This window comes from Collinsella tanakaei (assembly GCF_016902615.1).
Lineage (GTDB): Bacteria > Actinomycetota > Coriobacteriia > Coriobacteriales > Coriobacteriaceae > Collinsella > Collinsella tanakaei_A.
The window spans coordinates 48256-74335 of the sequence record NZ_JACJMB010000010.1 but is presented as its reverse complement, the minus strand read 5'-3'; the positions used below and the strand labels follow the sequence as shown (position 1 = coordinate 74335).

Here is a 26080-nt window from a genome sequence, read left to right as displayed (position 1 = left end):
TGGTACTGCGGGGGAAGCCCGTGGGAGAGCAGGGCGCCGCTGACCGGTGGACGGCGTTTCCACGCGGGGGCGGGGCCCCGGGGGAGCATCTCCCCCGGGGCCCCGCCCCCTTTCTCGTTAACGGGACGTGGGACTTCCCGGAACTTGAACTAGATGGCTCTGTACTTTAATCCGTTATGGCTACAATAAGTATCTGTATGTTTGTATACGCTTGAAAGGTTGTAGCATGGCGGAAGCCGGCATCGGTGTCGATATCGTCGAAATTCCTCGCATGGAACGCATCCTTGAGCGCACTCCTCGTTTTGCCGCTCGGTTGTTTACTGAGGAAGAGCGCGCCTACTGCGATGGATCGTCTCGCCCAGCGGCTCATTATGCCTGTCGTTTTGCTGCACGCGAGGCCGTGCTTAAGGCCTTGGGAACAGGGTTTGGGCAGGGTGTCGGCCGTCAGGATGTAACGGTTTCCCGGGATAAATACGGCAAGCCCTGTGCGATTCTCACCGGTCGCGCTCTTGAGATTGCTGAAGAAAAGGGTATCGTCGAGGTCGCCCTTTCGCTTTCCTTCACGAGCGATCTTGCGATCGCAAACGCCATGGCGATTACGTCCGATGCGCGTCCGAAGCCAAAACCTTCCAAGCAGGATGATAAAGCCCGTATTGCCCAATCGTTTCGAGATGCCCGCTCGGTGCTTGATGAACTCGAGAGCATCCAGATCGATGAATTAGAAGCCCTTGACGCGGACACCGTGTCTTACGGACAGGAGCATATCGATGAAGCCAATTCTGAGCACTGAAGAGGTCACCACGCTTGAGAACATCATCGAGCGCGAGGGCACGTCGAAAGCTGAGCTTATGGAGCATGCGGGAGAGTTTGTCGCCCAGCTTGCTCAGACCTACCATCCGCATGAGGTCGTCGTTCTCGTCGGTTTCGGCAACAACGGCGGTGATGGTTGGGTCGCGGCGGATATTTTGCAGCAGCGCGGCGCACATGTCGTGGTGGTGACTCCGGTCGAGCCCAATGAGATTCAAAGTGCACTTGCGCGCCATGTTGCGCGTCGGACGGCTGGGCGTGACGTCACCGTGGTTGTCGGGCCCTCGCGTGACGAGCTGGCGGCTCTGCTGGTGAAGGCCGATCTTGCCATCGATGCCATCTTCGGCACGGGGTTCCATGGTTCGGTGCGCGCCCCGTTCTCCATTTGGATTCCCACGCTGAACGAGGCCCAGGTCCGCGTCATCTCCGTGGATATCCCGTCCGGCCTGAATGCCGTCACGGGTGTCGTGGAGGACTGCTGCGTTCGCGCTGACAAGACGGCGACCATGATTGCCCCGAAGATCGGACTCTATAGCGCCGATGGTCCCCAGTATGTTGGCGAGCTGGTGTGCGGGGAGCTCTACGATCGGCTTGATGAGGTTATTGGCGATGTCGACCATGCCGCCGAGATCGTCGAAGCTGCTGACCTGATCGACTTCATGGACCCTCTGCCCGCTAATGTCAACAAGTATTCCCGCGGGTCCGTACTCGTCGTGGGCGGCTCGGCGCGCTATCCTGGTGCGGCGATTATGGCGGCCAAGGCGGCTGCGCGCGCCGGGGCCGGCTATGTGAGCGTTGCCGCCCCGGATGCATGCGCGAACCTTATTCGCATGGCTCTGCCGTCTGTTCCCGTTATTTCGGTTCCCTCCGATTCCCGCGGCTCGTTTGGCGCTGCGGCGCGCTCCGTGGTGTGCGATGTGGCCGCAAAGTATGATTGCGTTCTGTGCGGCCCCGGCATGACGACGGCTGCCGGTTGCATGCAGGTCACCTCGGGCCTGCTTGAGCTCGATGTGCCGCTGGTCCTTGATGCCGATGCGCTGAACTGCCTGTCTCGCCTTGCGATCGGTGGAATCGATAAGACGCCCGAGCTGTATCGCCGTGAGGCGCCGCTCATCTTCACGCCCCATCATCGTGAGCTTTCCCGCCTGGTGGGCGACGTGCCGGTCGACGACCTGAGTTCCGCTATCGATGCCGCCCAGCAGATTGAATGGGCGGTGGGATCCGATAACCTCGTCGTCGTCGCAAAGGGCGCGACGACCGCGGTCGTCGGTGTCGAGAAGGTGCTTATTCCGACGGCAGGTCCCGCAAGCTTGGCGACCGCGGGCTCGGGCGATGTGCTCGCCGGCATTCTCGCCGGCACGGTCGCGATGAGCCACGGCGAGGTCGACTGCTGGGAGCTGCTGGCGGCCTATGCCGTCACCGTCCACTCGTTTACCGGCTTTGCAGCCGCTGCCGAGTATGGTGACCGGAGCGTGATCGCGACCGATCTGATCGACCTCATCGGCGAGGCGATGCAGCTGGTGGAAAACGAGGCGCTCAAGGGCCTCGGCGCTGAGGGTGACGGGGAGGCTGAGTAGCCATGCCGTTGCGTAAGGAGCCTGCGACGCGTTGGGCGTGGGTCGAGATCGACCAAGGCGCCCTGCGTCGCAACGTGCGGGCGTTCAAGAACCTGCTCGGGCCGCGTCAGCGTCTGTGCTGCGTGGTGAAGGCCGATGCGTACGGTCACGGCGCCGTTCCGTGTGCGAAGATCATGCATGCGACGGGCACCGATATGTTCGCCGTGGCGACGGTGAACGAGGGCGTGACGCTGCGCGAGGGGGGCATCACCGAACCCATTCTCGTTCTGAGCGAGCCTCCGTTGAGCGCGATCGATACGCTGCTCGAGCATCGACTCATGCCATCGATCTACACGTCGGAGTTCGCGCTTGCCTACGGTGAGCGCGCGGTAAGTCTCGGCGTGGTCGGCAAGTATCACATGGCGATCGAGACGGGCATGAATCGCATCGGCGTGCACTACGCGGACGTGCTCGATTTCCGCCGCGAGATCGACTTTCACCGCGGCATCGAGTGCGACGGCGTCTTCACGCACTTCGCGACGGCAGATGAGTCCAACGGATGGGATTACAAGCTGCAGTGCAAGCGCTTTGACGAGGCGGTCGCCGCCATGCGCGACGCGGGGTTCGCGTGCGGCGTCGTGCATTGCGACAACACGGCAGCCGCCATTCTCGACCGCAGCACGCACTACGATATGATTCGCGCCGGCATCGGCCTGTATGGTCTGCAGCCCTGCGAGGCGACGCGCCCCATCTTCCCCTTGGAGCCGGTCATGAGCGTACGGGCGCGCGTGACGAGAACCGCCCATCCTGCCATGGGGGAGGGCGTCGGTTACGGGTTCACCTATCGAGTCCCCCGTGCGCGGGTGCAGATCTGCACACTGCCCATCGGCTATGCCGACGGTCTGGCGCGGACGCTGTCGAACCGCATGGACGTGTTGTTCCGCGGTGCGCGCGTGCCGCAGGTCGGCAATATCTGCATGGATCAGTTCATGGTGGCGATCACGCAGACGTCGCGTGAGCAGGTGCCGGAGGCGGAGATGGGCGACATCATGACCATCATCGGCCGCGACGGCGACAACGAGATCACTATGGACGAGATGGCGCGCCTGCGCGGGACCATCAGCTATGAGGTTGCGTGCGGGTTCGGCATGCGGCTCGAGAAGATCTACACGTAAGGGGGCGCCATGGGTGTCATGCACATTCCGGGACATGACCGGCAGAAGCCGCGCGAGGTTACGCTCGAGGAGATCCGCGCGGTTCTGGGCGACTGCCGACTGTGTCAGCTTGCCGAGACGCGTACCAAGATCGTGTTCGGCGTCGGCAACCCTCACGCGCGGGTGATGTTTGTCGGTGAGGCGCCGGGGCGCAACGAGGACCTGCAGGGCGAGCCGTTCGTGGGCCGCGCTGGCGAGAATCTCAACGGCATCCTGTCGCTGGCGGGCCTCAGGCGGGAGGACATCTACATCGCCAACGTGCTGAAGTGCCGTCCGCCGGGAAACCGCAACCCCAAGGCCGATGAGGTCTTGGCGTGCTCGCCGTTTCTGCGCGAGCAGATTCGCAGCATCTGGCCCGATATCATCGTGACGCTCGGCAATCCCGCGACGCATTTCGTCTTGAAGACCGAGGCGGGTATCACGCGCCTGCGCGGCAGGTTCCATCAGATGGGCCACTTCGTGGTCATGCCGACGTTCCATCCTGCGGCGGCGCTGCGCAATCCGGCGTGGCAGGAGCTGCTGGAAGAGGACTTCCGCATGCTGGGAGACTATCTTGCGCGGCATCCCGCCGACGGCACGGTCCTACCGGCGACGGAGCATTCTGAAGCCCTGCCGCGCGCTGAGGAGTAGCCATGAGCCTGATTCGCATAGCGCCGGGCCGCTATCGGAGCGCGTCGCAGGAGGATACCATCGACCTCGGCGCTCTTGTCGCCGATGAGCTTGTCGAGGGCGACGTGCTTGTCCTGACGGGCGGCCTGGGCGTGGGCAAGACGCACCTCACCAAGGGCATCTCGGCCGGTCTGGGCGATGGGCATCCGGTGACCAGCCCAACCTTTTCCCTGATGGCGGTGCACGATGGCGGGCGCATCCCGCTGTTCCACTTCGACCTCTACCGCCTCGAGCACGCCTACGAGCTTGAGGATACGGGCATCTACGACGTGCTCGGCTACGAAGGGGTCTGTGTGCTCGAATGGGGCGAGCAGTTTCAAGACGAACTGACCGATGGGTTCCTCTCGGTCACGCTCGTGCGGATCGAGGACGATCCGGAGGCGCGCGATATCGTGCTGGAGCCCCATGGGGCGCGCGCCGAGGAGCTGGTGGACGCAATCGATCGGGCGGTGTGCGCTCGCGTCGAGGCGTGAGCCGCGCAATTTGTTCTACGGGAGATGTCGCCGCGGGCGGCTGGAACGAGATGGATACGATGGAGCTCAACTGTGACCGCTACCTGGTGGTAGCCTGCGATACCTCGACGGACATGCTTGCCTGCGCGGTGGCGTGGTGGACGCCCGCAGCAGGCGCCCATGAGCATGCGCGCATCGAGGTTCTGGCGTCGGCGGATCACCTCTGCCGCCGCCACGCGAACGTTGAGCTGGTGAATACCGTCAAGACGGTGCTCGAGGATGTCGGCAAGACGATGGATGACGTCGACGCGGTGCTCGTCGGGCGCGGCCCCGGCTCGTTTACCGGGGTGCGCATCGGCATCTCGACGGCGAAGGGCCTGGCGCGCGGCGCGAATATCCCCCTGCACGGCGTCTCTACTCTCGATGCGACGGCGTGGCGCGCGTGGGCGGCCGGTGTGCGCGGCTCGGTGGGCGTCGCCGCCGACGCGATGCGCGGCGAGGTCTATCCGGCGCTCTATCGGCTCGACGATGAGGGGGCGCACCGCCAGTTCGAGCGCGAGCGCGTCGTGAAGGCGCAGGTTGCCGTGGAGGAGTGGTCGGCGCTGCCGCAGGCGGGCGAGCTTCAGCTCACAGGTGACGGCTTGGTGCGCTACGGGGCGCGTTTCGAGGCTGCCGGCCTTACGGCGCATGCGGTGAGCCGCGAGCAATGGTGGCCGACGGGTGAGGGGCTGCTGTTGGCGGCCGCCGCGACGATGGGGTCGGTGCCGCTCGATCGCGATGGCGATCCGGCGCTCGTGCTCCCCATCTACACGCGTCTGTCCGATGCGGAGGAAAACGAGCGGCGTCGACTGGGGCTGGCCGAGAGCGCGCATGTCGATACGACCGGCGTGGCAGATGAGCTTGCCGGCAGGCATCTGCAGCTGCGCCCCATGGGGGCGGCGGATGCGGAGGCGGCCTCGGACCTGGAGGTGCGCTGCTTTGCGGGCGCGGGGCACACGCCGTGGACGCCCACGATGTTTCTCGAGGAGCTGGCGGAGGGCGTTGCGGCGCCGCGTTCCTGGTGGGTGGCACACGACGACGGCGAGCTTATCGGCATCGCGGGCGGTATGGTGGTCGACTGCGACGTTCAGATCCTCGATGTCGCGGTCGACGCGTCCTATCGCCGTCAGGGTATCGCGCGCAGGCTGCTCGCCCACGTGAGCTACGATGCCCAGATGCTCGGCTGTAAGACCGCCTCGCTCGAGGTCGAGGCCGATAACGCCGCAGCGCGCGCCCTGTACGAGGCGCTGGGCTTTGCAGAGGCGGGCGTGCGCCGCGGCTATTACGGAGCCGGGCGCGATGCGATCGTGATGAGCGCGACCCTGCCGCTCGTGCTGCCCGTCGATGTGGCGTCTCCGGAGCCGACGGCGGCTGCAAAGCGCGTGTGGCCCGCGCCGGTGCCCGAGCGCACCGAGGCCGAGCGGGCAGCTATCGCCCGGGCGCAGCCCGTGCTCGCTATCGAGAGCTCGTGTGACGAGACGGCTGTCGCCATCATCGCAGCCGACGGCACGATGCTCGCCAACCAGGTGTCGACCCAGATCGATTTCCACGCACGGTTCGGCGGCGTCGTTCCCGAGATTGCGTCGCGTAAGCACGTGGAGGTTATCGTCGGCGTCGTCGATGCGGCGCTCGAGGAGGCAGCCGGCTCGCTTGAGCTCGCATCGGGCCCGCTGATGCCCCGTGAGCTCGCCGCTGTCGGCGTGACGCAGGGACCGGGCCTCGTGGGTGCGCTCGTCGTCGGCGTGGCGTTCGCCAAGGGTTTCGCCTTTGCCGCTGGCGCCCCGCTTATCTGCGTGAACCATCTCGAGGGCCATCTGTATGCGAACCTGCTCACCACGCCGGACCTGAAGCCCCCGTTCATCTTCACGCTCGTGTCGGGCGGCCACACGATGCTCGTGCACGTGCGCGCCTGGGGCGACTACGAGGTGCTCGGCGAGACGCTCGACGACGCGGTGGGCGAGGCGTTCGACAAGGTCGCGAAGGCACTCGGCCTGGGATATCCGGGCGGCCCGATCATCTCGCGCCTGGCGGAGACGGGAAACCCCCACGCGATCGAGTTCCCCCGTGCGCTCAACCGCAAGGGCGACTACCGCTTCTCACTGTCCGGCCTGAAGACGGCGGTCATGCTCTATATCGAGCAGGAGAACAAGGCGGGCCGTCCGCTGCATCTGCCCGATCTGGCGGCGTCGTTCGAGGCCGCCGTGTTCGACGTGCAGTACAAGAAGGCGAAGGCCGCGCTGCACGCCACGGGCGCGAAGGAATACTGCATCGGCGGAGGCGTCGCGGCGAACCCGCATCTGCGCGAGATGATGATCCGCAAGCTCTCGCGCCAGGGCATCCGCGTCACGGTGCCGCCGCAGGGGGCCTGTACCGACAACGCCGCGATGATCGCGGTCGTTGCGCGCGAAAAGTACCTGCGTGGGGAGTTCTCCGGCTTCGACATCGATGCCGATCCGAATATGACGCTGTAGGGAAGGGGCGTGTCCTCATCGGGGACGGGGTTGTTTGGTGCCACGCGGCGCCCGACCGGGCGCCGCGTGGCACCAAACAACCCCGTCCCCGATGAGGACACGCCAGCGGCTAGCGGACGCGTGCGATGGCGCACAGCTCGGCGGGCGTATCGACAATGAAGTCGGCGCCCGCGCATGCGAGCTCGTTGCGGCCGCGGAAGCCCCAGGCGACGCCTGCAACCCGCATGCCCACGTTGTGCCCGCAGGCGACATCGACGCTGGAATCGCCCACGTAGAGCGTGGTGGCGGCATCGGCACCGAGCTGCTCGAGCAGATGGCGCGTGATGCCCGCGTCGGGTTTGGGAGGATAGGGATCGACGTGTCCCTGGACGAGCGCGAAGCGCCCGGAGCCGAGGTAGCGCTCCACGAGCGGGGCGGCGGCCGCATGGTCCTTGTTGGTGAGGACGGCGAGCGTGAGGCCGCGTGCGCGCATCTCGTCGAGCATCTCGGCGATGCCCGGATAGGGCGCCGTGTGGTCTTCCTTGTGCGCGGCGTAATAGCTGCGGAACTCGTCGAGTGCTCGCTGCATGATGGGGGCGTCACCGGCGAACTCGGCGGGCACGATGCGTTCGATCAGCTTGTGGATGCCGTTGCCCACCTTGAAGCGGTAGGCATCATGCGAAAACGTCGGCCATCCCATGAGGGAGCAGACGTGATTGCCGGCGTCTGCGAGGTCGTCGAGCGTGTTGAGGAGCGTGCCGTCAAGATCGAAGACGATGTGGGTGAGAGGCGCTGACATGGGTTCTCCTTTTGCCTAGCAGATGCGGGGGAGCTGCTCGCCGACGAGCATATCGAGCACGCGCGTCGAGCCCCAGCCGGTCCGCACACGGACGATCGGCGCGGCGCCCGAAGCGAGCTCCTCGACGCGACCGATTATCGCGGCATTCTCGCCGTAGCGGGAGGCGCGCATGGCGCGAAGCGCGTCGTCTGCCTCCGCTGCGGGTACGACGGCGACCATCTTTCCCTCGTTGGCGACCTGGAGGACGTCGTAGCCGAGCATCTCGCAGGCGCCACGCACCGCGTCGCGCACCGGGATGGCCTCCTCTTCGATCTCGATGGCGACGTTGCTCGCGCTTGCGAACTCGTTCAGCGTGCTGGCAAGACCCCCACGGGTGGGGTCGCGGAAGCAGCGCACGTGGGGTGCGGCCTCCATGACGGCGGCGATGAGCCCGTTCAAGGGTGCGGCATCGCTCACGATGTCGGTGCCGAAGGACAACCCCTCCCGCTGGCTCATGACGGCGATGCCGTGGTCGCCCAGCGTGCCCGAGAGCAGCACGACGTCACCCGGTCGGCACGCTGCGCCCGAGAGCGCGACGCCCGCGGGCACCTCGCCCACGCCGGCGGTGTTGATGTAGACGCCATCGGCACCGCCGCGCTCGACGACTTTCGTATCGCCGGTGATGATGCGCACGCCCGCCTCGGCGGCCGTCTCCGCCATGGTCTGCACGATGGTGCGCAGGTCGTCCATGGGGTAGCCCTCCTCGAGGATGAACCCGCAGGACAGGTAGCGGACCTGCGCCCCGGAGGTGGCCACGTCGTTGACCGTGCCGCACACCGCGAGCCTGCCGATGTTGCCGCCGGGGAAGAACTGCGGCGTGACCACGAAGCTGTCGGTGGACAGGGCGATGCGCCCCGTCGGGGGAAGCTCGGCTACGCCGGCGTCGTTGCCGGCCACAAGCTCCGGTGAGCCGAAGCACTCGAAGAACAGCTCGTCGATGAGCCGCTTCATCATCTGCCCGCCGGACCCGTGCCCGAGCAGAATGGTATCGTATGCCATGTCGTCACTCCTCATCGAACCTGCGTGCAGGCGCTGACTGGGATTTTCATTCCTCACGGTAGCGGAAATAGGCCGCGCAGCTCCCCTCGCTGGAGACCATGCAGGGACCCACGGGATGCTCCGGGGAGCAGGCCCGGCCGAACAGCGGGCACGCGGGCGGCGCGATGCGCCCGCGCAGCACGTCGCCGCATCGGCAGCCGGCAGGCTCCCGCGTGGGCTCGACATCGACCGGGAAGCGGCGGCAGGCGTCGAACCGCGCGTAGGCGTCGCGCAGGCGCAGACCGGATGCCGGCAGGGTGCCGAGCCCGCGCCACGTGGCGTCGCAGGTCTCGAACACCTGGTCGCACAGGGAGCGCGCCACGTGGTTGCCGTCTGTGGCGACGCCGCGCAGATAGGCGTTCTCTATCGACGGCGTCCCGGTGGCGATCATGCGCGCGAGCAACTCGATGCCCTCGAGGATGTCGACGGGCTCGAAGCCGCAGACGACACCGCCGATGCCGAACTCGTCGACCAGGAAGCGATAGGGCGCGACGCCGGTGATGGTGGAGACGTGCCCGGGCAGGATGAAGCCGTCGATGCGCGTCTCGGGGTCGTCGGCGATGGCGCGCAGCGCCGCGGGGGTCGTCTTGTTCACGCAGAACACCGTGAGGTTGTCGATGCCCGCCGCCTCGGCTTCGAGGATGCTCGCGGCGATGGTGGGCGTCGTCGTCTCAAATCCCACGCTCATGAAGATGACCTGGCGCTCCGGGTTCGCCTTGGCGAGTGCGAGCGCGTCGAGCGGGGAGTAGACGATGCGGATATCTGCCCCAGCGGCCTTCTCGGCGGCAAACGAGGAGGTGGAGCCGGGCACGCGCATCATGTCGCCGAACGTGGCGATCGTGATGCCGTCTATGCGCGAAAGCGCGATCGCATGGTCGATATCCCGGTTGGCCGTGACGCATACGGGGCAACCCGGCCCCGAGAGCAGATGAAGGCCCGCGGGCATGACGGAGCGAAAGCCGTAGCGTCCGATGCTTACCGTGTGCGTGCCGCAGACCTCCATGAGGTTGAGCTCGCGGTCGCCGACGGTGGTGCGGATGCGGTCGATCAGGCCGCGTGCGAGCACGGGGTCGCGGAAGGCGGCGAAGTTGATGCCTGGCGCGCTCATGCGGGCTCGCCCTCGACGAGCGGGAGCTCTTCGGCGACCAGATCGTCGAGCTCGCGCACGATGCGAATCGTCTCCTCGGCCTCGGCGGGGTCGATGACCTGGATGCCGAAGCCCGCGTGCACGAGGACGTAGTCGCCGATCTGGGCGTCGGGGACCAGGCGGAGCGACACCTCGCGGCGCGCCCCGAGCATGTCGACGACGGCGCTGCCGTCCGCCTCGATGGAGAGCAGCTTACCGGGAACAGCAAGGCACATATGCGCCTTCCTTTCTACATGGCGCAGGGGGAGTACCCCTCGTCGCATGACGTTCAATCGGGAAAATGGTACCGCGCCCGGAACATTGGGGCAACGCGCGTCGACGCGCCGGCAGGTCCAGGACGGCCGCATCGACGCGCATGCTATACAGCGCGTGCCCGGGGTGCGGCGAGACGGGCGGAGGCGACGGCGGCTTGGCCATAGGCGATGCAGCCGTCGTTCATGGGCACGGTGTGCGGTACGAGCACGGTCATGCCCGCGCGCTCGAGCAGCTGGGCGGTGCGCTCGAGCACAAGCCGGTTCATGAAGACGCCGCCGGAAAGCGCCGCGGTGCGGATGCCGGTTGCGCGGGAGATCTCGTGCACGGTGTCGCAGATCGCCTGCGCAAGCGACTCGTGTACGAGACGAGCGAGCGCGCCGGCGGTCTCTTTGCGCGCGATGCCGTCGAGCAGGCGCTCGACGAGCGGGGTGGGGTCGAGCGCGAGCGGAGCCGCGGCGTCATCCGGGCGCCGCAGCGCGAGCCGGACCGGGACGTCGCCGCATGCCGCCGCCGCATGCGCCGCCGCCTCCAGCATGATGGCGGGCTCTCCGTCGTAGGTCGCAGTGTCGCAGATGCAAAGGAGCGCGGCGCAGGCGTCGAGCAGGCGTCCGGCGCTCGAGGTGAGCGGGCTGTTGATGGCGCGCGCGATCATCGTGTCCGTGACGGAGCGCTCGCGCTCCGAGAGGCGTGCGAGCAAGGGCGCGGCGCCGGGGTGCGCGAGCATGCCGGTCGCGGTGAGCAGGCCGAGCGCGCAGCGGCGCGCGTCGCGGATGCTCGCCGCCGCGCCCGGCAGGCGCCAGTAGGAGATATGCGCGGCGCGGGTGTATCCGGTAAGCGTCGCGACGAGGAACTCGCCACCCCAGACGGCTCCGTCGTCGCCGGCGCCGGTGCCGTCGAAGGCGACGCCGATAACCGGCTCGGCGGCATCGTGCGCACCCGTGCAGACGGCCTCGGCGATAACCGAGGCGATGTGGGCATGGTGGTGCTGGACCTCGATGAGGGGGGCCTTCGTGCGCTCGCGCTCGCCGCGCGCCCACTGGCTCGTGAGGTAGGTGGGGTGCGCGTCGCAGGCGAGCGCTTGGGGGCTGAGGTCGAACAGCCGCTCGAAGCGATGGCGGGCGTCGTGCCAGGCGGAAAGCGTCGAAGCGTTCTCCACGTCACCGATGTGCTGCGAGACGAAGCACTGGACGTTTCCGTCTGCCGCGCGCGTGATGGCGAGCGTCGCCTTCTGCTCAGATCCGCATGCGAGCACCGAGAGGGCGTCCTTGTCGGGAAGCGGTAGGGGGTTGGGGGCGAAGCCGCGGGCGCGGCGGACGGGCAGGATGCGGCCGCGCCAGACGCGCACGACCGAGTCGTCGTAGCGCGACAGGATGGCGCGGTCGTTGCCGAGCAGGGCGTCGGCGATGTCGCCCAAGCGCTCCCAGGCCGTCTCATCGTCGGTCTCGATGGGCTCCGCGCTGATGTTGCCGCTGGTCATGACGAGGGATCGGATACCCATGTGCGCCGCCGCGGCGAGCAGCAGATGCTGCAGCGGGGTGTAGGGCAGCATGACGCCGAGCTCGGGAAGCCCGTGGGCGACTGAGGGTGCGAGCGCATCCGGCGGGCAGCTTGCACGCCGGCGCAGAAGGACGATGGGGCGCACCGTGCCCGTGAGGATCTGCGCTTCCGCATCGTCGATCTCGCACAGACCGCGCGCCTCCTCAAGCGTTGCGACCATGATGGCGAGGGGCTTGTTGCCGCGTCGCTTGCGGCGGCGCAGCTCGGTGACCGCCTGCTCATCCGCTGCGTTGCAGCACAGGTGAAAGCCGCCGAGGCCCTTGATGGCCACGATGCCGCCTGCGGCGATGAGCTCGCAGCAGCGCACGATGATCGCGTCGCTTAGCCGAAGGTCGCGCCCATGCAGGATGCCCTCGGCGTCGTGTTCGCGCCAGGTGATGTGCGGCCCGCATGCGAAGCAGGCGTCGGGTTGCGCGTGGAAACGGCGGTCGCCGGGATCGGCGTACTCGTGCGCGCAGGCGGGGCACATGGGGAAATCACTCATCGAGGTCGCCGGCCGGTCATAGGGCAGCGACTTGATGATGGTGAAGCGCGGGCCGCAGTTCGTGCAGTTGATAAAGGGGTAGTGGAAGCGCCGGTCCGCGGGGTCGAAGAGCTCGCGGAGGCAGTCGTCGCAGGTTGCGATATCGGGGGACACGAGCGTCGTGCGGCGCCCGGTGCCATCTGAGGCGATGATGCGGAAGCCGGGCGAGGCGTCGGTATCGGGGTCGGCGTCGCGCACCTCGATATGCTCGATGCGGGCGGCTGCGGGGGCGTGTGCGGCGAGGTCGCGGACGAAGGCATCGATATCATCCGGGGCCGCCTCGGCGTCGATGTGGACCCCGTCGCCTGCGTTCAGCACCGAGCCGAAGATGCCGTGGGCTGTCGCCTCGCGGTAGACGAAGGGGCGCATGCCGACGCCCTGCACGATGCCCGTGACGTGGATGTGGACGTGACGAGATCCGCTCATGCGTGCATGTCCAGGCTCGCGTCGGTTGCGGCGCAGGTGAGCTCGCCGTGGTGGACGCCGCGCATGCCGAGCAGCTTGTCGGCAAGCTCGTAGACGCGCGCACCCGTACCCTTGACGGCAAGGATCTCCAGGCAGTTGTGGTGATCGAGGTGCACGTGCATGGTCGAGACGATCTCGTCGGTGTACTCATGCTGGATATCGCCCAGGCGCCGCGCGAGGTCGGCGACATGGTGGTCGTAGATCATCGTGAGCGAGCCGATGACCTGGGCTGTGGGCGTGCGGGCGCGATCGCGCACGAGGGCGGCGCGCATGAGGTCGCGGATGGCCTCGGAGCGGTTGCGCGCCTCGCCCCGCCGGGTGATGAGCGCGTCGAAGTCGTTCAGCATGTCATCGGGCACGGCGACGGAGAACCGGACGAGCTCGCCATTCGACTCGGGAGCGCCCACGGTTACACCAGCCTGACGGTGCCGACGGCGTTGTGGTCCGCCTCGATCGCATCCTCATATCCCTCGAGGGCGCTTCTCGCCTCGGCGAGCGCATCCATGGCACCGCGCAGCTTGGTGCCGATGCGCTCCATGTCGTAGGCCTCGGTCGCGTGCATCAGGTCGTGGCTCCACGAGCGGGCGAGCGCGATCGTGTCGTCGATCTGCTTCACGCTCATGGCGAGCTGGCTCATGTTCATGCCGGTATCGTGCATAGTCGTCTCCTCGGACGGGTGTTCTCGTGTTCGCACCAGTGTACTACGAGCCAATCATGGCGACTGCCGCCAGATATGCGACGGGGCGGGCCGCAGACAGTCTGCGGCCCGCCCCGTACGGGAAGGCGTCTCGTTATCGCGAGAAGGGAAGGAAGGGAAGGGGATCTCTAGAGCGCCTTCTCGATTTCAGCAGCAAGGCGTGCCTTCGGCATGGCGCCAACGGTGCGCATGGCCTCCTGGCCAGCCTTGAGCATCACGAGAGTGGGGATGGACATGACGCCGTACTTCATGGCGAGGTCCTGGTTCTCGTCGACGTTGCACTTGGCGACGACGAGCTTGCCTTCGAGCTCATCGGCGAGCTCGTCGACGATGGGGGAAAGCGTGCGGCACGGGCCGCACCACGGGGCCCAGAAGTCGATGAGGACGGGCAGGTCGGACGTGAGCAGTTGGTTGAAGTTCTGGGGGGTGGCCTCGATGATGGTAGCCATGGCGTTCCTCCTATTGACTGCGCGGAGGCGCGGGTCGTCTGGTACGTTGGGGGTTATACCCACTTGCGGGATGTCGATGCACGATGCCTCGGTGTCATTTTTCTGCCGCACATGCACTCGGACGAATCGCCCCGCCTCCGGGGCGCGGCGTGTCCGGGAGCGCTATGATGCTGCCTGACGGATAGGAGGGCCCCATGCACATTTCTACGGCTGAGCGCAAAGAGGCGTTCGCGGCTGCGCTGGACGACCAGCTCGATAGCCTGGCGGCGCGCGGCGTCCGCATGGTGGGCAACGCCCTCTCGCCGATCGTGCTGGTCAAAGGGGATCTGGACGATGCCGAGCTGGCGGGCGGGGAGCTGCTCGCGGGGCCGGATGGCGTCGCCCTGCGCGCCGCCCTGACGGCGATCGGCTACGCCCCCGAGGATTTCTGCGGTATCGCGGTGCGCGCGGGAGATGCTGCGGCAGACGCCGATGCCGCAGCGCCCGCAGGCGAGCTCATCGGCCCTGATGTTTTCCACGAGGCGATGGAGACGCTTGATCCCGAGGCGGTCGTGCTGCTCGATACCACGGCGACGGACGTCATGCGCGACGCCTACGCCGATGCGCTTGTGGTGATAGAGGATTTCGATGTGGCGATGCTGTCGCCGGGGCTCGTGGCGCACGTGCTCGGGCGCCGGGTGCTGCCGCTCGACGGCTTTGAGGCCGCGCTGTCAGACCCGCGCGAGAAGCAGCGCATGTGGGCCTATCTCAAGCAGATCCCGCCCGCGGGCGCCCCCTATTAGCGTGCGAGCGCGCGGACGGCTCATCCGCAGCCATCTACTATATATGTAATAACAAGAAAGCCCGGACCCCTGAGGATCCGGGCTTGTGCGTGCGTGCACGTGAGCGCAGCCGATAGGCGGGGAGTTTACTCCTCGATCTCGGTGATGGCGCCGGCCGGGCAGGCCTCCTGGCAAGCGCCGCAGGCGATGCAGGAGTCCTCGTCGGTCACCGTGGCAACGTCGTTGAGCTCGAGAACGCCCTGGGGGCAGGTGTCGACGCAGACGCCGCAGGCGATGCACTCATCAGCATCAATGATAGGCTTGGCCATAGTAGTTATCCTCTCTCTGTGCGGTACACATTGCACTCGGCAGCGCAGGCGAGCGCGGGCCGAGCTGTTCTGGGCCTAACATACCACGAGGGAACGCCATTGCAAGCCTCGGCGTCTGCTTTTTTCTTCCTTTCGTCAAGTCAGCTTAGGCTTACTAGCTGCGAAGACAAGGGGTTGCGGCCGTTTGCGCAGGAAACGCGGCCCTTGGAGTCCGGATATGCCGGCGATGCGCCCGAGGCGTTCGCCGTCGGCTCCCGTTCGGGGGCTGTCTAAACTTTTTTAGAAAATCTTATATGGAATGACTTAGATTTTGTATAGCCGAGCCTATAAGGGGATATAGTAAAGGTCGAACGAGAAAAAACGCGTGGCGCCGGGCCCTCTCGGAGCCACCCGAAAAGCAACAAGAAAGAAGAGGGATATATCATGAGCAAGATTCTTGGTATCGACCTTGGTACAACCAACTCCGCCATGGCGGTGTACGAGGGCGGCGACCCCACCATCATCGTGAACGCCGAGGGCGATCGCACCACCCCGTCCGTTGTCGGCTTCCGCGCCGACGGCGACCGCGTCGTGGGCAAGGCCGCCAAGAACCAGGCGGTCACCAACCCGAAGAACACCGTGTTCTCCATCAAGCGCTTCATGGGCCGCAAGTACTCCGAGGTCGCCTCTGAGATCAAGACCGTCCCGTATGAGGTCAGGGAAGGCCAGGGTGGCCGCGCCGTCGTCCACATCGAGGGCGAGGACTACACCCCCGAGCAGGTCAGCGCCATGATCCTGCAGAAGATGAAGACCGACGCCGAGAAGTATCTGGGCGAGACCGTCACCGACGCCGTCATCACCGTCCCCGCCTACTTCAACGACTCCCAGCGTCAGGCCACCAAGGACGCCGGCAGGATCGCCGGCCTGAACGTCAAGCGTATCGTGAACGAGCCGACCGCCGCCGCGCTCGCCTACGGTCTCGACAAGCAGGGTACCGACCAGCGCATCCTCGTGTTCGACCTGGGTGGCGGCACGTTCGACGTCTCCATCCTCGATCTGGCTGACGGCGTGTTCGAGGTCCTGTCCACCTCCGGTGACAACCACCTGGGCGGCGACGATTGGGATCAGCGCGTCATCGACTGGCTGGCCGACAAGTTCCAGGCCGACAACGGCATCGACCTGCGTCAGGACCCCATGGCCCTGCAGCGCCTGAAGGAGGCCGCCGAGAACGCCAAGAAGGAGCTCTCCGCTGCCCAGCAGGCCACCATCAACCTGCCCTTCATCACCGCTGACGCCACCGGCCCGAAGCACCTCGACTACACGCTGACCCGTGCCGAGTTCGAGCGCATCACCCATGATCTGCTCGAGCGCTGCAAGCAGCCGGTCACCAACGCCCTGCGCGACGCCAACCTCAAGCTCTCCGACCTGACCGAGGTCATCCTCGTCGGCGGCTCCACCCGTATGCCCGCCGTCCAGGATCTCGTCAAGAACATGACCGGCAAGCAGCCGAACATGTCCGTGAACCCGGATGAGGTCGTCGCCTCCGGCGCGGCCGTCCAGGGCGCTATCCTCTCCGGTGACGGCCCGTCGGACATCCTGCTGCTCGACGTCACCCCGCTGTCGCTGGGCGTCGAGACCATGGGCGGCATCATGACCAAGATGATCGACCGCAACACCACGATCCCGACCTCCAAGACCGAGATCTACTCCACGGCCGCCGACAACCAGACAAGCGTCGAGATCAACGTCCTGCAGGGCGAGCGCGAGCTGGCTCGCGACAACAAGAGCTTGGGCAAGTTCCAGCTCACCGGCATCCCGGCCGCCCGCCGCGGCGTGCCGCAGATCGAGGTCACCTTCGACATCGACGCTAACGGCATCGTGAAGGTCTCCGCGAAGGACAAGGGCACCGGCAAGGAGCAGCAGATCACCATCTCCGGCTCCACGGCGCTGTCCGACGAGGAAGTCGACCGCATGGTCAAGGACGCCGAGGCCCACGCCGAGGAGGACAAGAAGCAGAAGGAGGAGGTCGAGGTCCGCAACCAGACCGACAGCCTCGCCTACTCCACCGAGCAGACGCTCGCCGACCTGGGCGACAAGGTCAACGCCGACCTCAAGTCCAAGGCTGAGAGCGCCATCGCCGAGGCCAAGAAGGCGCTCGAGGGCTCTGACGTCGAGGCCATCAAGACCGCTGGCGACAACCTGCAGTCCGTGGCCTACGAGCTCGCCCAGATCGTCTACGCGGATGCCCAGCAGGCCACCGAGGGCGGCGCCACCGGCGCTGCGGCCGGCTCCGACGACGATGTCGTCGATGCCGACTACGAGGTTGTCGACGAGGACAAGTAATCATGTCCGCCCGCAATGACCACACGGAGGCGGCCGCCGCTGCCGCCTCCGCGGATGCTGAGGAGAAGGACGTGAAGATTCCCGTAGAGGCAGCTGACGAGGCATGCGAGGCTGCCGAGACCGAAACCGTCGAGAACGACGCTGAGACCGCTGAGAAGGAGGTGTCCGCCATGACCGAGGAGGAAATGGTCGAGGCCGCCATCCGCGCCGGCGAGGAGGCCGCGAACGACGACTTCAAGGTGAAGTACGAGCAGGTGCAAAACGAGCTCGCCGAGGTTCGTGCCGAGCTTGAGTCCGCCGCCGAGGCGCAGAAGGCCGCCGAGACGAAGGCGACCGAGGCCGCCGACCGCGCGACCCGCCTGCAGGCCGACTGGGAGAACTACCGTCGCCGCACGGCGGCGGAGCGCCTGGCCGAGCAGTCCCGCGCCACCGAGAAGCTCGTGAGCGCGCTGCTGCCTGTCGTCGACGACGTCGAGCGCGCGGTCGACCACGCGCGTTCCCTTGAGCTGTCCGACGACTTCAAGCAGTTCGTCGACGGTGTCGATGCGGTGCACTCGAAGCTTCTGAGCGTGTTCGAGCACGAGGGCGTCGAGGTCATCGACCCTAAGGGCGAGCCGTTCAACCCGCTTGAGCACCAAGCGGTCGGACGCGTCGAGGACACCGAGGCGTACGACGAGACGGTGCGCGACGTGTACCAGAAGGGCTACCGCATGGGCGACCGCATCTTGCGCTCGGCCATGGTCACGGTGACCTATGGAGGCGCCAAGCGCCCGGCGCCGGAACCTGAGGAACAGCCAGTGGGCGATGCCGCCGAGGGGGCCGAGGAGTAACGTCAGAAGGGCTCCGGGGCATGCGCGCTCCGGAGCCCTTTTCAACATGATGGCAGGGGGCGACCCGCCTGCCGTCATGTTCAGATAGAGTAAGAGCAATTTGAGATGATTGCCCCGCAGATATCGGCACCGGGTCCCCGCCCGGGTGCCAGTGCGGGGTGTTTGGGGAAAGGAGGGGGCGTATCATGCCGCAGGGCAAGAATTTCTACGATGTGCTGGGGGTCCAGAAGAACGCCTCCGACCAAGAGATCAAGAAGGCGTTTCGCAAGCTCGCGCAGAAGTACCACCCGGATGCGGGCGGCGACGAGGCGAAGTTCAAGGAGATCTCGGAGGCGTACGAGACGCTTTCGGATCCCAAGAAGCGCAAAGAGTACGACCAGATGCTGATGTTCGGTGGCATCCCGGGAGCGGGCGGCGGCAGCTACACCTATACGGGCGGCGCCGGTGCCAGCGGCTGGAGCGACATCTTCAGCAGCATCTTCAACGGCGATGGCGCATTCGGATCTGATTGGGCGACGAATTTCGGGGGCATGGGCGGCGGTGGCCGCTCGGCCAGCAACAGGCCCCGCAAGGGCAGCGACCTGTCGCTGTCCGTCGACGTGTCCGCCGAGGACGCATTTCGCGGCGTGACGCACAAGGTGACCTATCGCATTCCGTCCACCGGTGAGCAGCAGACCATCACGGTCTCGGTGCCCGCGGGCGCCGTCGACGGCGGCAAGCTGCGCTACAAGCGCCGCGGCGAGTACGGCGTGAACGGCGGCGAACGCGGCGACCTCGTGGTGACCACGAACGTGGCGGAGCATCCGCTGTTCAAGCGCAAGGGCGCCGACGTGACGATGGAGCTGCCGATCTCCATATACGAGGCGGCTCTCGGCTGCTCGGTCGAGGTACCCACGCCCGGTGGCGCGACCGTGCGCCTGAAGGTGCCTGCGGGCACGCAGAGCGGCAAGACGTTCCGTTTCAAGGAGATGGGCGCGCCTGACGTGAAGCACCGCGGCCGCACCGGCGCGCTGCTGGTGAAAGTCGCCGTGCAGGTGCCGACGAACCTGACATCCGACGAGAAGACGGCGCTCGAGAAGCTGCGCGCTGCCGATCGTCGCGATTACCGTGCGGACGTCAACCGCTTCCGCGCCAAGATCTAGCACGATGTGCAGCCGCCGATTATGGCATGCCGGGCGCCTTCCCGCGTCATGATCGGCGCGCCTGCACGGCAAGAAGCACTATAAAATGAACGCGTGATGCGGAGGCGTGCCCCGCCCGCCACGCTTGTCACACCGGAAAGTTTGGGGATTGATATGGCTGATGATGCGCGCAACAAGCCGCTTTATATGATTTCCGTTGCGGCGGAGCTGACGGGCATGCACCCCCAGACCCTGCGCGTGTACGAATCGAAGGGCCTGGTGAACCCGCAGCGCTCGGGCGGCAACACGCGTCTGTACTCACGCGCCGACATCGAGCGGCTGGAACTCATCAACCAGCTGACCGATGAGGGCATCAACCTTGCCGGCGTGGTGCGCATCCTCGACATGAAGGAGCGTGCCGAAGAGCGCGAGCGCGAGATGGAAAAGCTCCGCGCCCGCGTGCGCGAGCTCGAGGACGAGGTCCACGAGTTCAAGATGCAGAAGAAGATCACCGCGCTCGCCCCGCGCGACGGCTCCGCCGACCCGCATCAGGTTCTGCGCGGCCTGCTGGGTGGCGGCGACTTGTAGGCCACACGGCGCAATTCGAGCCTTTCGCTCGCACAGCGCCCGCTACCTGCGGCGTCAACCACAGGTAGCGGGCGTTTTCGCTCAAAAGAAACTCGAACATGGTGGTGCTATCTCACTCCGCACCGGTACAATGAGGCAAAGTCAGCCGCAAAGACGCAGGGGAGGTCCGCCATGTTCGCCCGCTTGCTCATCTTGGAAGCACGTCGTGCCTGCGCGCGACGCGAGTGCAAAGCCGCCGTCACGATCATGTTGCTGTTTGCCCTCATCGGGTTTGCGCAAACGTGTTGGATGTTCTTTGGAGAAGAAGCGGGATCGGTCCCGGGCGCTGCTTACGGCTGGGCTTGGAACAATCTGCGCATGCAGGCGCACGCCCTCATGATCTATATCGCGTTGCTTCTCTTTCCGGTTGCCTCGCTTGTCGCCGCCGGCAATCTTGCGCAGGAGGTGCGCGAAGGAACGGCGGCTGCCATAGTAAGCCGCACATCAACCCCTACATATATCTGGGCGAATGCCACTGTCGCATTCGTGGGCGGCTTTCTTATCACGCTCGCCATGGCCGCTCTGCTCCAGGTGCTGGCACTCGTCACGTTCCCAATCGAGGGCTCGTTCGCGGGCAGCATGAACACGCCGGTCTATCTCGAGACCCCCGCGGATGGTCTTTTTGCTGGGCTTTCGTCCGCCCGCCCGTATCTCGCAAACACCGCCTACGCCTTGTACGCCTCCGCGTGGGCAGGAATCGTTGCCCTCCTGAGCTTTGCCGTTTCGCTGCTTGCGCGTACCAACCGCTGGGTCGCCTGGGGCGTGCCCGTCGGCTTTGGGGTGCTCAGCAGCGCGGTGCACGGGCTGCTATCCAGTTCCGGTGCAATCGGATTCAACACGTTCATCCCCAGCTACCTCTTCCCCAACCCAAGCGCCAACCTGAGCGTCGCTTTTGCTGTCATCGCGCCGACTGTCGTCTTTGGCTTATCGCTCCTCATCATCGCGGCGGCCATACGCATGCGACGGGATGTGCTGCTATGAGTGCCGCGATGTTCGCCCGCTGGTTGCGCACACCTTCAGTCACGGCATCCCTTGTCGCGCTGGTACTCGTACGCGCTGGTCAGACGCTCATGCTCAGTCCCCAGGGCCTGCCCGATCAGCACATCTGCTGGGCGTATGCGCGCCTCAACGCTCCGGCCATGGCGGGTCTTGTGTATGTGCCGACTTCTCTGGCGTGCTTTGTGCAGCCTGTGCGTCTGTTTTCCCGCACCGTGCCAATCGTCGCGTGTAAAACGCGCTTCCGCTTGATGCTGCGCTGCGCGGCATCGGTGCTCCAAGCCGCGGCGATCATCTCTGCTGCGCTCACCGTGGCCCCGCTGCCCGCATTGCTCGCGCGCTTTCCCGCGCCGGCATTCACGCCAACATACCTGTTGTGTTCCTGGGCGATGCAGACGCTGTTTTTCACGGTTGTCGGGCTGCTGCTCAACGCCTTGTTGTGGGCGACCGGCGTGCTGCCGGCGGGGGTCATCGCGGCGCTCATCTATGGCGTGTGGGACTTCATGACCCTGAACGTGCCGGGCGGCGGCGTGCCGCTGGTGGGATGGGTAATAGCCGGAGTCGATGTGCCGCCTAATCTTGCCGCGACCGCGCACGACGCCCTGTGGCTCGTCCTGCTTGCGGGCGCGCTCGCTGCGGTAGCGTTCGCCTGCGTGCGGCGCCGCGATATTCTGACGAATCGGGAGGTCTAGCATGGTTCAGCAGAGCAAGAAGAAGGGCCTTGCGGCAAAGTGGGCCTTCGAGGCGCATCAGCCCAACGCGGGAATCACGCTTTCCGGCGTGACGAAAACCCTGCGCGGCCGCACCGTGTTGCGCGATGTCACGCTGCACATGGCGCCAGGCGGCATCTATGGCCTGTATGGTCCCAATGGCTCAGGAAAAACCATGCTGCTCCGCGCACTGGCTGGGCTCGTTTCCATCGACGCGGGGAGCATCGATATCTTGGGAGAGCGCCTACGTCCTGGTCATTCCCCGTCATCTGCGGGAATCGTCATCGAGCCCATGGCGCTCTGGGTCGACTGCACCGGCATGGAAACCCTGCGGTTGCTGGCGTCGCTTCGGCGCGGCATGCGGGAATGCGACCTCGAACGCGCGTTGGAACGCGTCGGACTCGACCCGCGCGACCAGCGGGCGTATCGGCGCTATAGCCTGGGTATGCGCCAAAGGTTGCACCTGGCGCAGGCCATTATGGAGCGCCCAAGTCTGCTGCTGCTTGACGAGCCGACCAGCGCGCTCGATCCCGCCGGCCGGGCGCTCATTCACGGTGTGCTGCGCGAAGAGCGCGAGCGCGGGGCGACGGTCGTCTTCGCCTCGCATGATCGTAAGGAGTTGGAGGCGCTGTGCGACCGACAGTTCGCATTCGACAACGGAACGGTGCGCGAGGGGTGAGGGACATGAAGGATGCGCGGCAAGAACAACTGAAGCGCGAAGCCTTGACCGATCATCGCCGTACTCGGATTGCATGGGGTGTTATCTGGGGAATGCTGCTTGCTGCATGCGCGACGTTTGCGCTGGCAACGCGCGGCAGCTACACGGATTTTTGCGCGAGCCGGCCGCTTGCGCTCGATCGGCTCCCGTATGCCCTGACGACCTACGACGTGGGACAAGTGCGCGATGAAGGCGCATGGTTCTCGTTCGATTTCCTTGATGCGGGCGCGCTGGTCGAGGTGGCGCCTATCATCGTGGAAGCTACCTGCACGGGGCAGCGCACGCATCGCTACAATGCTTTGCTGACCGATGTCACCATTGACCGCGTTTACCGTGGCGAGGGGCTGCCGGGGATCGCCGTGGGTGAACGCATCTCGGTGTACGAGCCTATCGCCATCGACAACATCGCCAAGCGCAGCTCGCCATTTTCCGCGCTCAGCAAGCTATTGAGCGAGGGCGACACCGAAGTGCGGACTTCGCAGGTCCGGGTGGACTGGGATACGGATTTCCAGACGCTTGCCAACCGCTACCAGGTGTGCGCGAGGGGACGGTATTCGTCCTTTGGAGGCACTCCCATGCATCAAAACGGGAGGTACATCCTCTTCCTTCAACCCGTGACGACGCCCGATGGCGACTTGGCGCAGCCCCGCTACGCACTCATGGAGCATCCGCACGCCAAGCTTGCAGTTGGTTCGAACGAAGACGATGTGCCGATTGCGTCATTGGATTTCCTGCTAGACACTCCTTTTACCACATTTGAGGAGGCATCGTACCATACTGCCTACGTCGCGGATGGGGCGTCGCGTGCGGAGTGGCTCCGTATGCGCGATGATCTGTTGGAGCGCGTGCGGGCGCGGGCGCTTCCGGCTGACGCTGCAGAAGAGGTGGGCTCCGCCTTGGCAGATGCATCATGCCTCTATCTATAATGGGGTGCGGAGGGAGCGTGTCATGAGCTTTCGCGACAACTTGCAGCGCCTTCGCGCGCGTGATGGCCTAACGCAGGAGCAGTTTGCCCTGATGCTCGGCGTGTCGCGCCAGGCGGTAAGCAAGTGGGAGGCGGAGCGGGCGTATCCCGAGATGGATAAGCTGCTGCGTGTGTGTGACCTGTTTGGCTGCACACTCGACGAGCTTGTGCGGGGCGATGTCGTGGCCAAGGCCTCTTCCGAATTAGAGAGACAGCTGGAGAACGAGGGGGAAGCGGCGGCATGCGCGCAGGAGAGCTCATCGTTTGCCGCGTATGATGCGCATATGCGCCGAAGGGCACGCCTCGTTTCAGTGGCGGTTGGCCTGGGCTTTTTGGGCCCGGCCGCGATGGTGCGCCTGGGCGGATCGTCGGGCCTAGCGTTTTTGTGGGGAGGCCTGCTGCCGGTCAGCAGCCGTATTGTCCTGGTTGTTACCCTTGCGGCCGTGACGGCGCTCATTATGCCAGCCGTGCGTGAGCACATGGCGTTCAGGCAGCGTTATCGGCGAATCGAGGGCGAGTACACGGAGCGTGAACGTACGGCGGCACACGATCGCTTGTTTAAGATCGGCCTTGTATGTGCGGCGCTGTTCTGCGCGGGTATGGTCGCATTTGTGCTGTTTGCCTGTTCGTTCGATACGACGACAGGTCTTGTTTGTTTGCTGATGGGGGTCGCCGCTGCTTCTTCTTCAGCGGTTTATGCGTCGTTCATGGCTGCACGCATGGACGTTGCGGGCTACAACGCTCGCAACGAGCTTGTGTCGTGCGAGCCAGGTGCGGTGCGGCTCCGCATGTTCTCGCTGGTTATGGCGTTTGCGACCGCCGTCGCCCTCGTGGGTTTGTTTCTGCTCGACTGGCCGTTTTTCTGGCTCAGCTGGGTGTTCGGCGCACTCGCATGCCTTGTCTGCAGAACAATCGGGCGGTAGGCGTAGCGGCCCACAAGATTATCCCAAGGTGCTTATTGCGGGCAGCACGCTAAGCGCCCCACAGGCTGCGGATCTTATCCAAAAAGACGCTCGCTGCGGGCGAAAACTCCTGGTAGCGCTTCCACGCAATCGTAATGTTGGCATGCATGGGCGGATCGAGCGGCCGAAACGCCAGCCCGCTGCCCGCTGAAGTATCCACGATGTCCTCGAGACTCACCACGTAACCCACGCCACGCCGGGCGAGCAGCGCGGCGTTGAACAGCAGATTGTACGTGGCGACGATGTCCAGCTCGGCGAAGTCGTGCTTGAACCATCTGCGCATCTCCTGGCTGGCCTGGCGCGAGAAGATGAGCGGCCGGTCCAGCAAGTCTTCGGCGCGGATGACGTCGAGCTTGGCCAGCGGGTCGTCCTCGCGCATGAAGACGCCCCAGGTGTCGCGTGCGGGCAGCTCGATGGTCTCGTAGCGAGAAAGATCGGTTTGCCCAATGAACACGCCGAAATCGATGCGTCCGGTATCCAAGCGCTCGCCCACGTCCTCGGCGTTACCGCTGAACAGCGAAAACCTCAGCAAGGGATAGGCCTCCTGCAGCTCGGCGATCGCATCGGCGATGAGCGCCATGGCCTGCGTCTCGCCGCCGCCGATGCGCACCTCGCCGGCAAGCGTGTCGGCCGACACCAAAAACTCCGACTCCGTGCGGCCCACCAGGTCGACGATCTCCTCGGCGCGACGGCGCAAACGCATGCCTGCCTCGGTGAGCTCGATGCGCCGGCTCCCGCGCTCAAAGAGCTTGCAGCCCAGCTCATGCTCCAGGTCCTGCATCTGGCGCGAAAGCGAGGGCTGCGAGATGTGTAGCACGTTCGCCGCGCCCGAGATGGTCCCCTCGCGGGCGACCATCAGGAAGTACTGCAAATGGCGAAGCTCCATAGCGCGGCCTTTCCATGCGTTAAAGGTATGGATTGCGAATAAGTATACGCGTGTCGCGTGCCCGCGAGAGGCGAGCGCTTGTTCTGACTCTTATCGAGACAGTTGCATGGTCATGAGGCCGCGGCGCTTCGGGGTCCGCGCTGCAGCCCTGTCGGTAGCCTGTCCTCGCACGGGAAATCATGATATTCCGTAGGTGGTAAAGTTATTTATCTGGTAGAACGCTAAAGACATTGTCGGAATATCATGATTGTGCTGCGACATATCGGCGCTTCGTTCGTGAGACCCGGCGCGTTGCACTATTTATGGCAGCACCGGCGGGCAGTGGGCTCGTGAGGTTCGACATGCCACTCCTACGGGAGCTCTTGATGGAAGGGTGGGGCTCGTCGCGCAAAAGAGGATCGATCGGCAAGCTCATCGATGAGCGCTCAGAGTGGGGGAACCGCTTCGTGGAGCCCCTCTTCGGGGATATCCGAGTGGTGTACCCGGGCATCAAAGGCTTTTCGGTCCGCAGCTTGAAGTACATGCTTAGGCTTGCGCGCGAGTACGACTTCGAATTTGTGCAGCAGCTTGCTGCACAAATTCCCTGGGGCCATACGATGTACCTGTTCGACAAAGTTGGGGATCGAGATGAAGGATCTCTTTCGCTTGTCGCGATGAAATAGCAAGAATAGTAGGAGAAGCGCCCGCCACCCTTTCTG

General features: G+C 65.4%; 27 protein-coding genes. 17 read left to right on the top strand and 10 right to left on the bottom strand.

Going from position 1 to position 26080, the window contains the following annotated elements; translation table 11 throughout:
* Nucleotides 1–226 precede the first annotated feature (226 nt).
* Genes acpS through tsaD form a run of 6 tightly spaced genes read left to right on the top strand, consistent with a single transcriptional unit; the run spans nucleotide 227 to nucleotide 7208 of the window.
* On the top strand, nucleotides 227–790 hold the full coding sequence (gene acpS / locus H6A21_RS05235) for a holo-ACP synthase (protein ID WP_204561012.1): 564 nt from the start codon (nucleotides 227–229) through the stop codon (nucleotides 788–790).
* Entirely contained in the window at nucleotides 768–2384 is a 1617-nt protein-coding gene (locus H6A21_RS05230; protein WP_204561011.1) for an NAD(P)H-hydrate dehydratase, read from the top strand. The genes acpS and H6A21_RS05230 overlap by 23 nt, the downstream gene beginning before the upstream one ends.
* A 2-nt stretch (nucleotides 2385–2386) precedes the next feature.
* Entirely contained in the window at nucleotides 2387–3538 is a 1152-nt protein-coding gene (gene alr, locus H6A21_RS05225) for an alanine racemase (protein WP_204561009.1), read from the top strand.
* Between the two features lie 9 nt (nucleotides 3539–3547).
* Nucleotides 3548–4207: a uracil-DNA glycosylase gene (locus H6A21_RS05220; RefSeq protein ID WP_204561007.1), complete on the top strand. Its 660-nt coding sequence runs from the start codon at nucleotides 3548–3550 to the stop codon at nucleotides 4205–4207.
* Between the two features lie 2 nt (nucleotides 4208–4209).
* Entirely contained in the window at nucleotides 4210–4719 is a 510-nt protein-coding gene (gene tsaE, locus H6A21_RS05215) for a tRNA (adenosine(37)-N6)-threonylcarbamoyltransferase complex ATPase subunit type 1 TsaE (protein WP_204561005.1), read from the top strand.
* Nucleotides 4720–4778: 59 nt separating this feature from the next.
* Complete coding sequence (gene tsaD, locus H6A21_RS05210; protein ID WP_204560997.1) at nucleotides 4779–7208, top strand: tRNA (adenosine(37)-N6)-threonylcarbamoyltransferase complex transferase subunit TsaD; 2430 nt, start codon at nucleotides 4779–4781, stop codon at nucleotides 7206–7208.
* A 109-nt stretch (nucleotides 7209–7317) separates the two neighbouring features.
* Here tsaD and H6A21_RS05205 read toward each other — a convergent pair whose 3' ends face one another.
* From H6A21_RS05205 to trxA, 8 genes are all read right to left on the bottom strand, one after another.
* Entirely contained in the window at nucleotides 7318–7986 is a 669-nt protein-coding gene (locus H6A21_RS05205) for an HAD family hydrolase (RefSeq protein ID WP_204560988.1), read from the bottom strand.
* A gap of 15 nt (nucleotides 7987–8001) precedes the next feature.
* Nucleotides 8002–9024 (bottom strand): hydrogenase expression/formation protein HypE, encoded by a 1023-nt coding sequence (gene hypE, locus H6A21_RS05200; RefSeq protein WP_204560986.1) that lies wholly within the window; start codon nucleotides 9022–9024, stop codon nucleotides 8002–8004.
* A gap of 46 nt (nucleotides 9025–9070) precedes the next feature.
* A complete protein-coding gene (gene hypD / locus H6A21_RS05195) occupies nucleotides 9071–10171 on the bottom strand; it encodes a hydrogenase formation protein HypD (protein WP_204560984.1) in 1101 nt (366 codons plus the stop codon).
* Entirely contained in the window at nucleotides 10168–10425 is a 258-nt protein-coding gene (locus tag H6A21_RS05190) for a HypC/HybG/HupF family hydrogenase formation chaperone (RefSeq protein ID WP_204560982.1), read from the bottom strand. Before H6A21_RS05190 ends, hypD begins: the two co-directional genes overlap by 4 nt.
* Nucleotides 10426–10568: 143 nt before the next feature.
* The gene (gene hypF / locus H6A21_RS05185; RefSeq protein WP_204560980.1) at nucleotides 10569–12971 is read right to left on the bottom strand and encodes a carbamoyltransferase HypF; all 2403 of its coding nucleotides are present in this window, start codon (nucleotides 12969–12971) and stop codon (nucleotides 10569–10571) included.
* Nucleotides 12968–13417, bottom strand: a complete 450-nt coding sequence (gene nikR / locus H6A21_RS05180; protein WP_204560979.1) for a nickel-responsive transcriptional regulator NikR — start codon at nucleotides 13415–13417, stop codon at nucleotides 12968–12970. The genes hypF and nikR overlap by 4 nt, the downstream gene beginning before the upstream one ends.
* Before the next feature lie 2 nt (nucleotides 13418–13419).
* Nucleotides 13420–13668, bottom strand: a complete 249-nt coding sequence (locus H6A21_RS05175; RefSeq protein WP_204560977.1) for a hypothetical protein — start codon at nucleotides 13666–13668, stop codon at nucleotides 13420–13422.
* Nucleotides 13669–13835: 167 nt separating this feature from the next.
* Entirely contained in the window at nucleotides 13836–14156 is a 321-nt protein-coding gene (gene trxA, locus H6A21_RS05170) for a thioredoxin (protein WP_204560975.1), read from the bottom strand.
* 194 nt (nucleotides 14157–14350) lie between these two features.
* Between trxA and H6A21_RS05165 the strand changes: the two genes are divergently transcribed.
* Entirely contained in the window at nucleotides 14351–14938 is a 588-nt protein-coding gene (locus H6A21_RS05165) for a hypothetical protein (protein WP_204560973.1), read from the top strand.
* A 125-nt stretch (nucleotides 14939–15063) separates the two neighbouring features.
* On the opposite strand, the gene H6A21_RS05160 is transcribed toward H6A21_RS05165, so the two are convergent.
* Nucleotides 15064–15246 (bottom strand): DUF362 domain-containing protein, encoded by a 183-nt coding sequence (locus tag H6A21_RS05160; protein WP_204560971.1) that lies wholly within the window; start codon nucleotides 15244–15246, stop codon nucleotides 15064–15066.
* Nucleotides 15247–15669: 423 nt separating this feature from the next.
* On the opposite strand from H6A21_RS05160, the gene dnaK reads away from it, so the two are divergent.
* From dnaK to H6A21_RS05115, 9 genes are all read left to right on the top strand, one after another.
* On the top strand, nucleotides 15670–17568 hold the full coding sequence (gene dnaK, locus H6A21_RS05155) for a molecular chaperone DnaK (RefSeq protein ID WP_204560969.1): 1899 nt from the start codon (nucleotides 15670–15672) through the stop codon (nucleotides 17566–17568).
* Nucleotides 17569–17570: 2 nt separating this feature from the next.
* Complete coding sequence (locus H6A21_RS05150; protein ID WP_204560962.1) at nucleotides 17571–18398, top strand: nucleotide exchange factor GrpE; 828 nt, start codon at nucleotides 17571–17573, stop codon at nucleotides 18396–18398.
* 185 nt (nucleotides 18399–18583) lie between these two features.
* Nucleotides 18584–19540, top strand: coding sequence for a DnaJ C-terminal domain-containing protein (locus H6A21_RS05145; protein ID WP_204560960.1), 957 nt, complete (start codon nucleotides 18584–18586; stop codon nucleotides 19538–19540).
* 153 nt (nucleotides 19541–19693) lie between these two features.
* Entirely contained in the window at nucleotides 19694–20107 is a 414-nt protein-coding gene (locus H6A21_RS05140; RefSeq protein ID WP_204560953.1) for a heat shock protein transcriptional repressor HspR, read from the top strand.
* A 171-nt stretch (nucleotides 20108–20278) separates the two neighbouring features.
* Complete coding sequence (locus H6A21_RS05135) at nucleotides 20279–21127, top strand: hypothetical protein (RefSeq protein WP_204560951.1); 849 nt, start codon at nucleotides 20279–20281, stop codon at nucleotides 21125–21127.
* Complete coding sequence (locus tag H6A21_RS05130) at nucleotides 21124–21834, top strand: hypothetical protein (RefSeq protein ID WP_204560949.1); 711 nt, start codon at nucleotides 21124–21126, stop codon at nucleotides 21832–21834. The genes H6A21_RS05135 and H6A21_RS05130 overlap by 4 nt, the downstream gene beginning before the upstream one ends.
* A gap of 1 nt (nucleotide 21835) precedes the next feature.
* Entirely contained in the window at nucleotides 21836–22531 is a 696-nt protein-coding gene (locus tag H6A21_RS05125; protein ID WP_204560947.1) for an ABC transporter ATP-binding protein, read from the top strand.
* Nucleotides 22532–22536: 5 nt separating this feature from the next.
* Nucleotides 22537–23496 (top strand): hypothetical protein, encoded by a 960-nt coding sequence (locus H6A21_RS05120; protein WP_204560945.1) that lies wholly within the window; start codon nucleotides 22537–22539, stop codon nucleotides 23494–23496.
* Between the two features lie 22 nt (nucleotides 23497–23518).
* The gene (locus tag H6A21_RS05115) at nucleotides 23519–24457 is read left to right on the top strand and encodes a helix-turn-helix transcriptional regulator (protein WP_204560943.1); all 939 of its coding nucleotides are present in this window, start codon (nucleotides 23519–23521) and stop codon (nucleotides 24455–24457) included.
* Nucleotides 24458–24506: 49 nt separating this feature from the next.
* On the opposite strand, the gene H6A21_RS05110 is transcribed toward H6A21_RS05115, so the two are convergent.
* On the bottom strand, nucleotides 24507–25382 hold the full coding sequence (locus tag H6A21_RS05110) for a LysR family transcriptional regulator (protein ID WP_204560941.1): 876 nt from the start codon (nucleotides 25380–25382) through the stop codon (nucleotides 24507–24509).
* 365 nt (nucleotides 25383–25747) lie between these two features.
* Here H6A21_RS05110 and H6A21_RS05105 point away from each other — a divergent pair, with 365 nt between their 5' ends.
* A complete protein-coding gene (locus H6A21_RS05105) occupies nucleotides 25748–26044 on the top strand; it encodes a DUF1016 N-terminal domain-containing protein (RefSeq protein WP_204560939.1) in 297 nt (98 codons plus the stop codon).
* Nucleotides 26045–26080: the final 36 nt, after the last annotated feature.